This is a genomic window from Nostoc piscinale CENA21 (assembly GCF_001298445.1).
Classification (GTDB): domain Bacteria; phylum Cyanobacteriota; class Cyanobacteriia; order Cyanobacteriales; family Nostocaceae; genus Nostoc_B; species Nostoc_B piscinale_A.
Genome location: NZ_CP012036.1, coordinates 909,454 through 922,675 on the forward strand (window position 1 = coordinate 909,454; position 13,222 = coordinate 922,675).

21 protein-coding genes and 1 pseudogene are annotated in these 13,222 nt (G+C 42.2%); 10 read left to right on the top strand and 12 right to left on the bottom strand.

Annotation, left to right across the window (positions count from 1 at the left end; all coding sequences use genetic code 11):
- Positions 1-182 precede the first annotated feature (182 nt).
- Entirely contained in the window at positions 183-1,238 is a 1,056-nt protein-coding gene (locus tag ACX27_RS04060) for a hypothetical protein (RefSeq protein WP_062288758.1), read from the top strand.
- Between the two features lie 225 nt (positions 1,239-1,463).
- Positions 1,464-2,172, top strand: a pseudogene (locus tag ACX27_RS04065) (M15 family metallopeptidase).
- A 72-nt stretch (positions 2,173-2,244) separates the two neighbouring features.
- On the opposite strand, the gene ACX27_RS04070 reads toward ACX27_RS04065, so the two are convergent.
- The 11 genes from ACX27_RS04070 to ACX27_RS04110 all read right to left on the bottom strand — a co-directional run bounded on the left by ACX27_RS04070 (position 2,245) and on the right by ACX27_RS04110 (position 8,455).
- Positions 2,245-2,718, bottom strand: a complete 474-nt coding sequence (locus ACX27_RS04070; RefSeq protein WP_062298128.1) for a TspO/MBR family protein — start codon at positions 2,716-2,718, stop codon at positions 2,245-2,247.
- 90 nt (positions 2,719-2,808) lie between these two features.
- Complete coding sequence (locus ACX27_RS04075; RefSeq protein WP_062288762.1) at positions 2,809-3,282, bottom strand: TspO/MBR family protein; 474 nt, start codon at positions 3,280-3,282, stop codon at positions 2,809-2,811.
- A gap of 506 nt (positions 3,283-3,788) precedes the next feature.
- Positions 3,789-4,727, bottom strand: a complete 939-nt coding sequence (locus ACX27_RS33310) for a DUF6174 domain-containing protein (RefSeq protein ID WP_235526494.1) — start codon at positions 4,725-4,727, stop codon at positions 3,789-3,791.
- Positions 4,728-5,223: 496 nt separating this feature from the next.
- Positions 5,224-5,346, bottom strand: coding sequence for a hypothetical protein (locus tag ACX27_RS34805; protein ID WP_256364381.1), 123 nt, complete (start codon positions 5,344-5,346; stop codon positions 5,224-5,226).
- Positions 5,346-6,029, bottom strand: a complete 684-nt coding sequence (locus ACX27_RS04085; RefSeq protein ID WP_062288765.1) for a hypothetical protein — start codon at positions 6,027-6,029, stop codon at positions 5,346-5,348. Before ACX27_RS04085 ends, ACX27_RS34805 begins: the two co-directional genes overlap by 1 nt.
- Entirely contained in the window at positions 6,029-6,412 is a 384-nt protein-coding gene (locus ACX27_RS04090) for a hypothetical protein (protein WP_144427392.1), read from the bottom strand. The genes ACX27_RS04085 and ACX27_RS04090 overlap by 1 nt, the downstream gene beginning before the upstream one ends.
- 101 nt (positions 6,413-6,513) lie before the next feature.
- Positions 6,514-7,179: a hypothetical protein gene (locus tag ACX27_RS04095; RefSeq protein ID WP_062288772.1), complete on the bottom strand. Its 666-nt coding sequence runs from the start codon at positions 7,177-7,179 to the stop codon at positions 6,514-6,516.
- Positions 7,172-7,510: a hypothetical protein gene (locus tag ACX27_RS04100; RefSeq protein ID WP_062288776.1), complete on the bottom strand. Its 339-nt coding sequence runs from the start codon at positions 7,508-7,510 to the stop codon at positions 7,172-7,174. Before ACX27_RS04100 ends, ACX27_RS04095 begins: the two co-directional genes overlap by 8 nt.
- Before the next feature lie 139 nt (positions 7,511-7,649).
- Positions 7,650-7,994 carry a hypothetical protein gene (locus tag ACX27_RS04105; RefSeq protein ID WP_062288791.1) on the bottom strand — a complete coding sequence of 115 codons (345 nt, stop codon included), beginning with the start codon at positions 7,992-7,994 and terminating at the stop codon, positions 7,650-7,652.
- Positions 7,987-8,160 (bottom strand): hypothetical protein, encoded by a 174-nt coding sequence (locus ACX27_RS32215; protein WP_158507338.1) that lies wholly within the window; start codon positions 8,158-8,160, stop codon positions 7,987-7,989. Before ACX27_RS32215 ends, ACX27_RS04105 begins: the two co-directional genes overlap by 8 nt.
- A 76-nt stretch (positions 8,161-8,236) precedes the next feature.
- The gene (locus tag ACX27_RS04110) at positions 8,237-8,455 is read right to left on the bottom strand and encodes a helix-turn-helix domain-containing protein (RefSeq protein ID WP_062288794.1); all 219 of its coding nucleotides are present in this window, start codon (positions 8,453-8,455) and stop codon (positions 8,237-8,239) included.
- 166 nt (positions 8,456-8,621) lie between these two features.
- On the opposite strand from ACX27_RS04110, the gene ACX27_RS04115 reads away from it, so the two are divergent.
- The 7 genes from ACX27_RS04115 (at position 8,622) to ACX27_RS34810 (ending at position 11,890) form a co-directional block, all read left to right on the top strand.
- A complete protein-coding gene (locus tag ACX27_RS04115) occupies positions 8,622-8,993 on the top strand; it encodes a hypothetical protein (RefSeq protein ID WP_062288796.1) in 372 nt (123 codons plus the stop codon).
- 284 nt (positions 8,994-9,277) lie between these two features.
- A complete protein-coding gene (locus ACX27_RS04125; protein WP_062288802.1) occupies positions 9,278-10,030 on the top strand; it encodes a hypothetical protein in 753 nt (250 codons plus the stop codon).
- Positions 10,027-10,443 carry a hypothetical protein gene (locus ACX27_RS04130; protein WP_062288805.1) on the top strand — a complete coding sequence of 139 codons (417 nt, stop codon included), beginning with the start codon at positions 10,027-10,029 and terminating at the stop codon, positions 10,441-10,443. The genes ACX27_RS04125 and ACX27_RS04130 overlap by 4 nt, the downstream gene beginning before the upstream one ends.
- Before the next feature lie 417 nt (positions 10,444-10,860).
- Positions 10,861-11,094: a hypothetical protein gene (locus tag ACX27_RS04140; RefSeq protein WP_062288810.1), complete on the top strand. Its 234-nt coding sequence runs from the start codon at positions 10,861-10,863 to the stop codon at positions 11,092-11,094.
- A 7-nt stretch (positions 11,095-11,101) separates the two neighbouring features.
- Positions 11,102-11,449, top strand: coding sequence for a hypothetical protein (locus ACX27_RS04145; protein ID WP_062288814.1), 348 nt, complete (start codon positions 11,102-11,104; stop codon positions 11,447-11,449).
- A gap of 70 nt (positions 11,450-11,519) precedes the next feature.
- Positions 11,520-11,768 (top strand): hypothetical protein, encoded by a 249-nt coding sequence (locus tag ACX27_RS04150; protein ID WP_062288817.1) that lies wholly within the window; start codon positions 11,520-11,522, stop codon positions 11,766-11,768.
- Positions 11,765-11,890 carry a hypothetical protein gene (locus tag ACX27_RS34810; RefSeq protein WP_256364382.1) on the top strand — a complete coding sequence of 42 codons (126 nt, stop codon included), beginning with the start codon at positions 11,765-11,767 and terminating at the stop codon, positions 11,888-11,890. Before ACX27_RS04150 ends, ACX27_RS34810 begins: the two co-directional genes overlap by 4 nt.
- A 6-nt stretch (positions 11,891-11,896) precedes the next feature.
- On the opposite strand, the gene ACX27_RS04155 is transcribed toward ACX27_RS34810, so the two are convergent.
- On the bottom strand, positions 11,897-12,298 hold the full coding sequence (locus ACX27_RS04155; RefSeq protein WP_062288820.1) for a hypothetical protein: 402 nt from the start codon (positions 12,296-12,298) through the stop codon (positions 11,897-11,899).
- 90 nt (positions 12,299-12,388) lie between these two features.
- Between ACX27_RS04155 and ACX27_RS04160 the strand changes: the two genes are divergently transcribed.
- Entirely contained in the window at positions 12,389-13,222 is an 834-nt protein-coding gene (locus ACX27_RS04160; RefSeq protein WP_062288824.1) for a hypothetical protein, read from the top strand.

Here is a 13,222-nt window from a genome sequence, read left to right on the forward strand (position 1 = left end):
ATCCAACTACGGCTGAAACTTTTTTGCTGTAAGTTTGCACCCAGGTATACCGTCTGCCAGTAAATTTTGAGACTCAGCTATGTCAAATCGTCATTATCCACCCGCTTACTTACGTTATCTCAAAGCCAGGTTATGGAATTTTAGCAAACCTGCTTTTTGGGGAACAGCAATTTTTTTTATCAGTGCTAGGGCTAGTAATTCGAGAATACTGGACTAACCCAGAGGCGTTTACTGGCAAACAAGACGGCGAAGTCACAACACAACAAGCGGATAATTCTTCTCTGTCGGCGGAAGATAAAGCGATCGCAGCTGATATTGATAACTTACCAGTTCTGTATAATGACGCTGAACAAGCAGAAAATCAAGCAATTGTCAGTTCCCCTACAGATAACTCTAAACCGAAAAAAGGTAAAGATTTTTTACAGGATGTAATTAACAAGCAAAAATCTTCTAAAAACACTAAATCAACTTCCATCTCAGGAATTAGTGGTGCTACATCTGGTTTTGATAGTAAAAATCCTTTTGTTGCCCAAACTGAAAGTTTGTTACAGTTTGGCATCCAAAATGGTAGCGGTAATCAGTTGTTAAATTCGTCCTCTCAACCACAAGGGTCAACCAATAACCCTTATGCGGTAGGAACAGGTACTAACCAGACACCAAACAACCCTTACAACTCAATTACCCCTTCAGTAACCACACTTCCAACATCAACTAACCAAACAACACCATCTAATATTAATAGTGCAACTGCCAACCCCGGTAATAGCTTTGGTCAAACTCCATACACCGGGCTTTCGCAGAATTTATCGAACATTAACAGCACAACTACAAATTTCAGCAATAATTCCGGCAGAACTTCCAATACTTCCATTCCCCAAAGTTTACCGACAAATACGCAGAATTTTCTCCCTAACAGCAGTTTAAATAGCGGTACAAGTTATATCCAACCAAGCGTACCCAGCCAACCAACAAATTATTATAACGGTGTCAATACTGCCCAGCCTTTGACTAATTCAGTACCATCAATAAACACAACACAACCTATTAATTCAGTTGCGCCAACAAACACTACACCCACTGCTGTACAGAATTCTTCTGCATATATTGTGACACCATCGGCTCCTGCCAGTTATCAAAACAACCGCTATTTTAGGGGTTTACCCGTTCAAATACCTTCTAATACTTCCGTTCCCGGACAGTATACAGGCGGCGTGCAAGGAAATCCTTATGGTTATTAATTTTGTAAGAATTCAGGAGTCAGAATCCAGGAGCCAGAAGGCTTAAAGAATGATGGTAAATATTTGATGAATCAATTTACTAATCTACTAGATACCTCTAAATTCTGACTTCTGACTCCTGGGTGCTGAATACTTACTTAATTTTCTTACCAAATGGGAATAGATATTATGATTTAAGATTCTGGGAAGTCAACCAAAATCTTAAATCTAAACACCAAAATTGGTATGAGACCTTATCACCATATCCCGATTGTTGAATGCGGTGAACCCCTGGTAGAAATTCCCTTGCATTTGTTTGCGGTGGAGTCTCCCCATCCTTATGAAAAACTGGGCGCTATTTATGGAGAATATTCGCCTTATTATCTCCGCCAAACTGTTGTCGAAAATTTAATCAAAGCTCAAAATTATTTGGAATTGCTGCATCCTCATTGGCATATTCAAATTTTTGATGGTTATCGTCCGGTGAATGTGCAGCAGTTTATGGTCGATTATAGCTTTGCGACAGCATTACAAGATAGGGGACTGACGGAAGCTGAGTTATCGCCAACCCAACGCCAAGAAATTTGGGAGGCGGTGTATCAAATTTGGGCGGTTCCGAGTCTGGACGAAAAAAACGCCACCACCTCATAGTACCGGGGCTGCGGTAGATGTGACGTTAGTTGATGATGCAGGGCTAATAGTAGATATGGGTTCGCCGATTGATGAGTTGTCAGAGCGATCGCATCCCGATTACTATGCTAATCATCCCCATCCCCAAGCACAAAAATATCATGCTAACCGTCAGCTATTAAATGATGTCATGTTAAAAGCTGGCTTTCAACGCAACCCTAGGGAATGGTGGCATTTTTGTTTTGGGGATCAAATGTGGGCGTGGCTAAATAATCAAGCTAATTCAGCTAATAAATTCACAGCGCGTTATGGTCGAATTGTATAGTAGAAGGCAGGAGGCAGGAGGCAGGAGGCAGAGGTCAGGAGACAAAAGTATTAGTATTTCCTCTCCCTACCTTTACGCATCTTCGGGGTTAAGTTGTTTTAATTCATCTGTAGTTAAAGTGCCGATTGGACTCCAAACTAAATAAGGAATTAGTAATACAGTTGCTAGTAGTGAAATTGGCAAAACTGCCAAAGCCAAAACTATGGCTGAAATCAAGCCAATTAAGCCAAGAGTTTCGCCAACTTTCAAGCTGCGTAACCTCAGCATCAGGGGGATATAGGCAATGGTGATGACTTCTACGAACAGGTATAAACCCATCAACAACCAAGTCACAACGCTTCCGGGGTTCTGTTTCCAGACGATGTTAGCCGAAATCGCACCGCAAATAAAAATCGCAGTCCAGATAAAAGGAATCAGTGGTTCAAAAACTAGCCATTGTGGGCGACTTAAATGGGCGAACCATTTCACGTCTCGCGGTGTGATGAAAAAACTACCAAAGGCAATTAAGAAAGTTATCACCCCAATGATGACACCAGAGGAAAGCATGTTTTTACCCTTTTCCTTACTTTTTGTCAAGTTATACACTGCCAGTTTGACAATATAAGGTAGGGGTGAAATCAACCGCAGGTTTGATACTTAGGCATCTTGCGGATTGAGACTTTGCATCTGCCAAGTAGTATAAGTACCAATGGGACTCCATAGTAAAAAGGGTACTAATAATAATGCTGCCCAACTGGAGACAGGTAAGACAGCCAGAATTAATATAAGACCGATAATAAAGCCTGTACCACCAATAATTGTGCCTGCTTGCAGACTTCGCAGCCGAAACATCACGGGTGTATACGCAACGATCGCAATTTCTAAAATTAAATATAAACTCATCAACAACCAAGTAGATGTTGTTCCTGGGTTAGTTTCCCAAACAATATAAGCTGACCAAGCACCACAAATAAAAATTACACTCCAAATCACTGGAATTGCGGCTTCAAAAGTTAGCCATCTCGGCCTTTGTAAGCGTTTGAACCATTTGCGATCGCTTGGTTGAATTAAATTAGCACCCAAAGCCACTAATATTGCTACGCCCCCAATGATCATCCATGATTTAATCATGACCTTATTCCTTGTAATTGCTGCATATCGCTGAGATATCACTATTTATAGTCTGATTTTGCCAATTTATTTCATCAATACTCATCATCCCTGAGTCTGAGAACTTGATAGCAGTCGGAGATATTTCTGTTCATACAAGCGTAAGAATTCAGGAGTCAGAATCCAGAAGCCAGAAGGGTTAAAGAATGAGGAGAAATATTTGATGACTCAATTTACTAATCTGCTAGATACCTCTAATGAGGATGTCTGAGAAGTATTAAATATTGCACTTGATCCCCCCTAGCCCCCCTTAAAAAAGAGGGGGGAACCAGAGTTAAAGTCCCCCTTTTTAAGGGGGATTTAGGGGGATCTACAAGTCTTAAATACAACACCAAAAAGTTTTCAGACATACTCTAAATTCTGACTTCTGACTCCTGGGTGCTGAATTCTTACATACAAGCTTAACTGCAAAATAAAAGGGGTGTACGATTGTACGCCCCCAAGGATAATTTACTCTGTGCAAGACATCATCTCAACGGTTCAAGATTGCTAATAGTCAGATATAGTTCTTCATCAGCAATTTGTTGGTTGTAATCAATATTAATTTGTGTTGGGTAGCCAAATTGCGGATCATATTTGACGTTGAGACCTGATGCTTTTTTGGCGATCGCATCATCAATTATGCCAAACAGTTTCGGAATGGAATTATATTGTTGGAAAAGTTCTGCATCAACTGGCTCATTATTGTTGACAGCTTTAATAGAAGCAACTTGACCATTACGCACTGTAATTACTACTGGTTGTGTTGCTTTGGGTACACAGAAACAACTCCGGCTAAATGTAAAGCGATAGTTATTTAGCCTTTGCTGATTCCACAATTGACGATTAACTTTGAGTTGAGTGGAATTTGCATCATTTGGATTTGGTGTTTGTTCATTTTTGGAACCAACCCAACGTTGAGAATTTACAACAGTATCAATTTTATTTTCTAAAGCTGTTAGTGCTTGTGGTGCATTGGGTGAGCCGAGATAATGATTAACAGTTTTCTGACGTTTACCAATAGTTAAAGAAGTAATTGCAGAAGGTGCATCTGTCCGTCCGCCTTGGTAGCTATCAGATAACGAGAAATAGTTTACCTTATTAAATTCTGCAACTAATTTTCTTACTGCTTGGGGACTAATTCTGGCAGTTCTTTTTCCTACAACTTTAACAAATCGCTCTCCTTCGTAGACAACTCTGCCATCAGGAAATATCGTAATTTTATAAATAGGACAAGCACCAAAGCACGCTGTTCTTTGCAGAGTAATAATTCCTGAGCTTGTCTTTTTATTATTTTGATTTAAGATTTGTTGCGAAGAGTTCTGGGCAGTTATTTGTGGCAAATTAACTGTAGATTGTGCGAATACTTGGGCATTCAAAATTATAGATACAAGCAACCCTGTACCGATTACGATAGGCGATCGCATATAATTTCCTGATAAACTAATGAATTAATCTTATAGACAAAACTAATTACAAAAAGTTTCGTTGACAGTTAATAGTTATTGTCGTGATTAACGCCTCACGGCATCAAAGGTTTGGTCAGACATGAGAATAATTCTGAAGATTACGCGCTTAGACAGTGATCAACGCCTTACGGCATCAAAGGTTTAATCAGCGCAACGGTAAAGGCTGGGCAAGTCTCCCCAACTCCTGGTGATCAACGCCTTACGGCATCAAAGGTTTAATCAGTTTCGGACAGTTAAAAGTAAGCGATCGCCTAATTGGAGTGATCAACGCCTTACGGCATCAAAGGTTTAATCAGCTACCGCCGCCGGCGTAGGTGCAAATGTGATAGTCGGGTGATCAACGCCTTACGGCATCAAAGGTTTAAATCTGCTCATTTCCATTATTTTGAGACACCAATTTTAATTAGCCTGTTATCCACTAGAACAACGGTTCCATTTTCTTCAACAGAAACCGTCAAACTGTTGCAGTTCCTAGGCTCGACACAAAAAATAATTCGTCGCCTATCACTAAATCAGGGTTTACGTTTTTGAGTTCGATTGTCTTGCCGTTTGGCGCGATCGCTTTAAAATCTGCCATTATCTTGAAGCCTCCTTCATTGCGTAAGCTAATTTACCAACCCAAATAATCAAGCTGACAATCACTTCAATTGCGAACAAGGTCACGCCAGCCAATAATAAATTCACCCAATCAAGCTTGCCCCACTGCCCAGTTGTTAAGACGAAAAAGAAGTCCGAGAATTTACCGCTTTTAACTGGGGAATAAACGGTGATGCAAATCAGGAAGTCTATGGTGTAGGTGAAGATTTTAAGGGTTTCTAGGTTGCTGATAACCGAAGTCGGGAGGGCATTATATACCCGTTTGAGCATCTTCAGTGTCGGATCGTCATCGTCTTTGATTTTGTATTTTGAGTGACTATCTGCCGACGCGATCGCGGCTTTGATAAACGATTCGTTGTTATACAAAACCAGTGGCAGGACTTCGATTATTTGGATAATCCCCCATAATACCGTACCTAGAATCCAGGTAACACCCTTGCCTAGAATTGCGGCAATCCCGTTGACGATTGGGATGATTGAGATGATTTGCAGGAAGGCGCTGTTAACTGTCTTGCCACTCAATATCCCAATTATTTTTTCATAGGGTTGGATGTTGAGGTATGCGAAGTAGAATGCGGCGCAAACAAGCCCCCAGTAAAGCAGTCGCAACCAAGGATCTTGCTGATTTTGCCTGCGATCGCGCTTAGGCATGGTGAAATTCATTAATTACCTCCTACTGGCTGCGAGTAGATGCCGCCGCGAAACCTTTTCAACCGCTTGGCAATGACATCACGGTTTCCAGTAAACGCGATCGCGCCAACAACCCCGTTATCTTCAACCACACCTGTATTCCCTTGCCCATCACACACTACAGTCCCAGACGGGAGGGGGGTTTCTGTATGCCGATCTGTAAGGGTTTGCCCTTCAAATATAGACACGTAGCGGATATTTGGGTATTCCCCAGCAACTATCGGCAAACAACCTTTGGTATATCGAGTATCAGCGATCTTGGCTTGTTCTTCTTCAAATGCCAGTTGCTGTTCTAGCTTGGTTTGCTTTTCGGAATTGGTGGCGTTTTGCTCTTTGATAGCCGAGAGTGATTGCATATTTCGACTGATGTCACCAGAGGAGAAAGCCAGCGATACCAGAACAGCGCCACCGAAGACGATATTGGTCTTGTGTTTACGCCACGTTCTTGCTGTCAGCATTATTTACCTGCCTCCAGCAAGAAAGCATCCAGATCGAATTCTTTCTCTTGAGATGGAGCGATCGCCTTGACTGCCATCTTCACCCCATCTGAATTACCGCGCACTTCTTCCAAGAATGCGTCTAATACATCTGGTTCTTGATTAATACCGTATCCAGCGATCATCTTTTTGACGCGATCGCGGTCATTGGCAAGTTCAATTACAAAGTTAGATGTTTGTTGAGTGCGACCGAGCAAGGATTTAGCAATCTCCAAATCACCCTGTTCCAATACTTTCCCAATTACTTGGGACTTGATTTGGCTTAAGGCCGCGCCTTGGGCGATCGCTTCTTCTGTCACCAAGCGGATCATTGCCGCCATTAACTGTGGGTTGGAGTGAGTTGAGAATTTGGATGCGTTCCCCGAAGGGGTTGTCGCAGACATCGCTTGTGTTTCAATTGCTGTTAATGGTTGTCCTTGCTCTAATCTATTTTGTTTACCGAGTTCTCGATTTATTTGCTTGAAGGTGTCTTCTAATTGCTCGGTGATTTCAAATGAGAATTCATCACCGTGGGGGTCGATATCTGCACCGTTCTGAGCAAATATAATCAACGCTCTGTCAACAATTTCAGGCGTGTAATCACTTGCAAAATATTCATATAATTTCTCGCGTGTAAAGCTATACATTGTTTTTCACCCACTGTTCAAAGTTTTCACGTTTTAGATCGCTGAAGTTTACTTTCAGGAATTTGATTACTGATTCATAGGAGCGCGATCGCCTCTCAAGTCCCCCTTTCGCCACCAAAATACAAGCAATCAAAAACCTTTGGTAGTTGTCTAGGTAATGCGCCCTAATGCTTCTATCTAGTGGGAAGTACTGCGCTTTTACAGGTGGTACTTGTTGAATTATTTCTGTTTCCCAACGCGCTATGGTTTTACGATTTATTCCGATTAGCTTTCCCCACTCCTGGCGGGTCAGATAATTATCAAGGAAAGCGTTTTTTAAAAACTCGCTCATCCTCGATTAGTTTTAGTACGATTGCTAAACTATTGCTCATCTCACCTCAAAATGCTCCTATTTCGTGCAAAAAGTACCTCACTGTGACTTTGTTTCACGTTTACTCACTGTGGCTTTGTCCTACTGGGGATTTGAGAAACTATTGCTTGTTTTTGCTGTTTTTCTTACTGCAATCCCAGTCGCCATACCAGTATGCTTGCTCTAAAAAGTTGTAAGTATCTGGGTCTACCTTTCCGGCAAGTTGTTTATAGTCAAGTCCTGATTCAAATGCTTGTTTAATATTAGGTGGTAGCGTCATTCCTTGGGATGGTATTTTATCGATTTCAGTCTGCACAATTTCGCTGTATTTTGATTGTGCTTGCTGGGGATTTATTCTCCCACTCATCAAGTCTTGTTGCAGCTTTTCTACTTTGCCTTCGTAGCTTTGATTCTTGGCATGGCTAACTAAAGCAGCTAGACCACCTATTATCAACAAATCAATCATTTGCACCTCTTAAAGCAAGTGAAAATTCTTGAGTTGGCGCTGTATAGATAATCTTGGTTTCTTCACCGCGCTCTTTTTTCCTGTCTACAAAAGTCACGGTTTTGTCATCAATAATTAATTCGGGCGAACTGAATATTGTGCTTGGAATATTTGCTGGATTTGGCATTTACTTTTACTCATTGCGACTTATGAATAGATAATAAAAAACCCGCACTAGGCGGGCAATAACTAAAGTAAATTAATTAAAAAATTATTGGTGGTGGCGGCTCAATCCCCGCCTCTTGAAGCGTTCGCAGTAACTGCACGACCCTAACCGCCAAATCTCTGGGTTTGGTTTTATTGGTGTTCCACTGGCTAACTACTTTTGGACAAGTACCAAGCGCGATCGCGGCCTGCTGTTGTGATGGATACGACGCGATCGCGTTTAAGACATATTCACGTTTTTGCTCTTCGGCAGTCATAATTGTAATTGCTCCTACTGTAGCCGTTTTCTACGGTTGGGGAAGTCTTGGTGGTGTCTTGCTCACACCTCCAAGGCGGTCTTGATTCTGTTGAAATACTAGCACGAGATTTGAATTGTTGCTCTAATAGCGCGTAAAATACGAGCAAACTAATAAACGATAGACAATGACTTCTAGGAAAAAACCGACCACCGCCGAGGAATTGAAAGCAGACATTGAGAATCATCCAGAGCGTGGCAAGTTAAATGGGGATGATGTTGTAGCCTTTGACAAAGTTGAATTTCGTGGTAATGTTCCGCGAGAAATTTACCGACTAGCTTTAGAGGTGGGTGGCGCATTGGGTGACGATAAATCAACCATCTTGGTTAAGGCGCTTGAGGAATACGTCATCAGAAGACTTGAGCTATTAGAGCGATCACAACGAATTAAGTCTAAAAAATTTGGCGTTGATGAGCTTGAGATCAGGTCTAAGACTTTTGGTGCATACAAAGCCAAGGGGAGAGCAAAGAAGGCTAATTTACAAGCAGGTGACGAATAGTCTCAGGAACAATTGTTCCTGATGTATAGCGCGATCGCTTCTCGCACTTTGTCACTGATTGTCTCCCCTTCGGCAAGCATACCCTTAAGCGACTCTACATCACCTTGATCGACTCTTACAGACAGCAAAACCCCTTTATCCGGATTGACCGTGTACTTACCTGTCTTTTCGTCTCTAACTTTGCCTACCATCTTTACATTCCATTGTATACGATGGTAGTATATTAACATGCCCAGCGATGGAGTAAACATCCTGGGCGCGGTTAACCTGAGTTAGAGGTCAACATGACTAATTTTAATATTGATGTGGCGCGATCGCTTTACGATTCACTAGATACGTTCCCGGTTGATTTTGAAAATGCTTGGCAGTGGCTAGGGTACAGCAGAAAGGATAATGCCAAGTCTAAGTTTTTAAAGTGCGGATTTGTCAAAGGATTAGATTATGAGGTTTTCCTGGGAGTTCAGGAAAACCCATTGGGTGGCAGGCCAAGTGAAGATATTTGCCTCACGGTGGAATGCCTTAAACAGTGGGGCATGATGTGTGGAACCGATAAAGGGCGCGAAGTCAGGATGTATTTTTTAGAATGCGAAAAAATAGCAAAGTCACTGTCAGCGCCTAAAAGTACATCAGAAATGCTTTTGATGTATGCACAGCAACTGGTTGAACAAGAGAAAAGACAGCAACGCATAGAGTTAAGCCTTGAGCAAGTAAAATCTGACGTTGCCACTATTAAGCAAGTTCAATCAGATGCGGAGTCAGCACTCAAGGAACTTCCTCCAGCTACTAAACCAGTCCCAGTTAAAACCACTAGATCGAATCTTAACAAATTAATTCGCGAGTACTGCCACAAAACATCAGTCAGGCACAACGACGCATGGCGAGAATTGTACAGAGAATTCAAGTACAGATTTCATATCGATTTGGGTATCCGTGCGGCCAACGGTAAATCAGCGCCATTAGATGTAGCTGAATCACTCGATGTGGTTGATGATTTGTATGCGCTTGCTTGTGAGATGTTCAAAGGTGGTGAAAAATGAGAAAATTCACAAGCTTAGTACTCGTAAGCGCGATCTCTATCTCTTGTCTCTCCCCTCGTCCATCTCAAGCTAATCCCGCAGTATTAGCACCAGCCGCGTTTTGTGCCGGGACTGCTGGTGTGGGTTGCGTTTTGATTGGTGTAGCTACCGTGGGTGGAATTGGTTATTACTTCTGGAGTCACAGAAAGGGAAAGAAAACTTATGTAATCCAGTCCACCCAGGATGGGCAGGTTTTTGCAACTTGGGACACAGAGAAAGAGAACAGGCATACTGTGTACGGCAATTCTGATACCTGTCGCAAAATGGGCGCGTCGCGCGGCTTTGGTAGATACATAGGACTTATAGATCACGGCGACGGTACGGTGACTTGTCGTTTTTCGGGAAAACAAACAACTTTTGGAGGAGGAGATTGATATCGTGAATAGAGAAGGTGGAATCCAAGTTTTTTTTAAAATACGAGTCACCAGCGTCATTCCTGCTGGATGAGCATTCTCGGTGGTACGCGGATGAAGAGATATTGAATAAAGATATTGAATGTGAACTCAAGTTCAATTACACGGTCGGACAAAGAGGAAACCAAGAACACAGGTGGAGGCTGGTAAAAAAAGAAATGTATAAGCCTGATGTGAATACATCAAAATACGATGCAATATGCGTGCTTTATTACCAGCATGACAACCCGGAACTTTTGGAGAGATACAGCAATAAGATTCGATCCCTTAAGTCCTAGTCCTTAGCACAATATTTTCAGGAACAATTGTTCCTGAGAAGCGCGATCACTGCTAGGTGTACCATAGCGATCGCGCCTCCCCACGCAACCCACGCCAAGCATGAAAATAGATTTCAACCCAGAAAATAACGACGAATTTGACCCCACACCAAAACTAAGCCTAGATAACTTGCCTAAGGGTAAATATTTGGTCAACGGCGAAATGATTGACAATAATTTCAGTCCCACAGATAGGCAAAAACTTCAAGAGATCAAAGTCAGGTATCAACAGCTTAATTCGATGCCACCTGAGCATATCAAGTGGTTGATCGAAAGATTGGATGAATTAATTTGAGGCGCGTATGTATTTGATACAAGAAGAGAAGACAGAGCAATGCCACTTACTGGTTTGGACAGATGCAGATTACGATATTCCCGGAGACGTGATTGTTTGGGCGGTCAGCCTTGGGAAAAAGATCGTCGAAATATTGGAGAGTAATTTTATTGTTGATATTCGGTACAGACATAATAAAAGAGAATGGGCTTATGAGTTTTCCTGGAATTCGGAGGGGGAACAAAGAACTACTTGGAATGTGGCACCGAATTTGCTTCAAGAATCTTTTCGAGACAATGATCATCGCGTAGCAAAAATGATAGCTAGACACGTAGGCGAAGTTTCAAAGCAATCAAAGTCAGGTATCGGTAGCTAAACTGGAGCCGCCTGAACATATCAGGTGGCTGATCGAAAAACTAGAAGAATTAATTTGAGGTGCGATCGCGATGAAACTAAACCTAGAATTAACAACTCAGCAAGCAACGGAATTAGAATTGTTGCTGGCAACGGTCAAAGACCACGGGGTTCAAATACAAGGTGTAGAAGCAAATAGTTACACTCAGGCGATCGCGCTAGTCCATGAACGCATCCAAGCTTGGTTAAATGCCAAAGTTGTGGCTCAAAAACCACTTGAACAACGGGAACTCATAACAGAAATGAGACAAGCAAGAGAAAAGCATTTTGGCTCAGAATGAATAGATTGAGGCGCGATCGCGGTGAAACAGTACTGGCACGAATTAACCAAGGAAGAGCAAAACCACGTCTTGGGGCAAAAAATAAGATGGGGGCAGTTTATTTCAAGATACAAGCAACCTAGTTGGTGTCAATATCCTGAAGCAATTCTTACCAACCAAGGAATGATCGACAGAACAGCGATATTAGCCACGGGTTGAAACCAAGCTAACCACACCCCACCAATAAAACCTAACAGCAGCAAACACAAAGCGAATAACCAGTTAATCTGCGGACTTATCTCATTCCGCATCTGACGCAAAACCAACTTAGCCTCTTTAACTCCCCATGCTTTAGCCTCTGAAAGTGTGGGGAATATTTTTTCGCGGTAATTAATTCCACTACCAATCGACACACAATAGCCGCTTTCGTCGTTGTCACCCCAACGTAAAATGTCAGGCGCAGATTTGTATTTAATTCTGACTTGAATTAATCCATTGCCTAGTTGCAGTTGCCACCAATGAGGAGGGGTTTGAGTTGACTGTTGCCACATATCAGTTATCAGTAAGCAGTGATCAGCTATCATAACTGTTCATAACCGATGCGATCGCGCTAATATTTCCTCAACTCCAATAGCTATTCTATGCCTGCCCTCATCTTCTCAAATCCAGCTAGTGAAGTTCAGTTTACGCCAACTGGTAGCACTTCTGCTGACATACTATCACCAAACGCCCAAGCAGCAATCGCGGAGGCTTACTTAAAATCAGTCAATCTCTACAGTAATCAAAGCATTGCTGGCATAAAAATACTTACAGACACAACGCAATCAACCACTAAAGATAATGGGTGCTTGGTTCTAGAAGGTGGCTTAGGGGTAGAAAAGGCGATCAATACTGGCGGGGCAATTAAAACAGCCGACACCACTGCAAGCACGAATACAACTACAGGCTCAATCGTTACTCCGGGCGGTGCGGGTATAGGTGGTAGTGTCAATATTGGGGGAAGAGTCACATCAGTATCCTCCGATATCAAAGCAAACCGTCCTTATTTGAAAGTAAGACGTATTGCAGCACAGAGTAATTTTACAAACAACTCTTCAGTAGTAATTGTTTGGGATACGACAGTCATAGATACTGCCGGAGGAATGAATACCTCTACTGGCACATATACTGTGCAGTCTGGTGATGCTGGGGAATATGCGGTAGAGGTTCGCTTTGTTTTTTCTTCTAGCTGCACTCGTATGCTTCTGGAAGTATCCGTATTAAGCGGAGGTAATACTACACTTTATCGCCTTGACGATAGGGGAGCTTCTACTGACGCTTTTGGTTTTATAGGTGGAGTAGCTAAAATTCCCTTACTTGTTGGGGATGCGGTGACTGTGACGCTTTTCCAAACAAATACAGGTTCGGCATCTAGATCATCTTCCACAGCAAGAGCTACGCACAATGAGTTTGTACTTTATAAAATGAGTATTTAA

Bases quoted from the DNA above. Each gene is read 5' to 3' on its own strand.
- ACX27_RS04070 (WP_062298128.1), bottom strand. From the start codon at position 2,718: ATGCTTTCCTCTGGTGTCATCATTGGGGTGATAACTTTCTTAATTGCC.
- ACX27_RS04075 (WP_062288762.1), bottom strand. From the start codon at position 3,282: ATGATTAAATCATGGATGATCATTGGGGGCGTAGCAATATTAGTGGCT.
- ACX27_RS33310 (WP_235526494.1), bottom strand. From the start codon at position 4,727: ATGCGATCGCCTATCGTAATCGGTACAGGGTTGCTTGTATCTATAATT.
- ACX27_RS34805 (WP_256364381.1), bottom strand. From the start codon at position 5,346: ATGGCAGATTTTAAAGCGATCGCGCCAAACGGCAAGACAATCGAACTC.
- ACX27_RS04085 (WP_062288765.1), bottom strand. From the start codon at position 6,029: ATGAATTTCACCATGCCTAAGCGCGATCGCAGGCAAAATCAGCAAGAT.
- ACX27_RS04090 (WP_144427392.1), bottom strand. From the start codon at position 6,412: ATGCAATCACTCTCGGCTATCAAAGAGCAAAACGCCACCAATTCCGAA.
- ACX27_RS04095 (WP_062288772.1), bottom strand. From the start codon at position 7,179: ATGTATAGCTTTACACGCGAGAAATTATATGAATATTTTGCAAGTGAT.
- ACX27_RS04100 (WP_062288776.1), bottom strand. From the start codon at position 7,510: ATGAGCGAGTTTTTAAAAAACGCTTTCCTTGATAATTATCTGACCCGC.
- ACX27_RS04105 (WP_062288791.1), bottom strand. From the start codon at position 7,994: ATGATTGATTTGTTGATAATAGGTGGTCTAGCTGCTTTAGTTAGCCAT.
- ACX27_RS32215 (WP_158507338.1), bottom strand. From the start codon at position 8,160: ATGCCAAATCCAGCAAATATTCCAAGCACAATATTCAGTTCGCCCGAA.
- ACX27_RS04110 (WP_062288794.1), bottom strand. From the start codon at position 8,455: ATGACTGCCGAAGAGCAAAAACGTGAATATGTCTTAAACGCGATCGCG.
- ACX27_RS04115 (WP_062288796.1), top strand. From the start codon at position 8,622: ATGACTTCTAGGAAAAAACCGACCACCGCCGAGGAATTGAAAGCAGAC.
- ACX27_RS04125 (WP_062288802.1), top strand. From the start codon at position 9,278: ATGACTAATTTTAATATTGATGTGGCGCGATCGCTTTACGATTCACTA.
- ACX27_RS04130 (WP_062288805.1), top strand. From the start codon at position 10,027: ATGAGAAAATTCACAAGCTTAGTACTCGTAAGCGCGATCTCTATCTCT.
- ACX27_RS04140 (WP_062288810.1), top strand. From the start codon at position 10,861: ATGAAAATAGATTTCAACCCAGAAAATAACGACGAATTTGACCCCACA.
- ACX27_RS04145 (WP_062288814.1), top strand. From the start codon at position 11,102: ATGTATTTGATACAAGAAGAGAAGACAGAGCAATGCCACTTACTGGTT.
- ACX27_RS04150 (WP_062288817.1), top strand. From the start codon at position 11,520: ATGAAACTAAACCTAGAATTAACAACTCAGCAAGCAACGGAATTAGAA.
- ACX27_RS34810 (WP_256364382.1), top strand. From the start codon at position 11,765: ATGAATAGATTGAGGCGCGATCGCGGTGAAACAGTACTGGCACGAATT.
- ACX27_RS04155 (WP_062288820.1), bottom strand. From the start codon at position 12,298: ATGTGGCAACAGTCAACTCAAACCCCTCCTCATTGGTGGCAACTGCAA.
- ACX27_RS04160 (WP_062288824.1), top strand. From the start codon at position 12,389: ATGCCTGCCCTCATCTTCTCAAATCCAGCTAGTGAAGTTCAGTTTACG.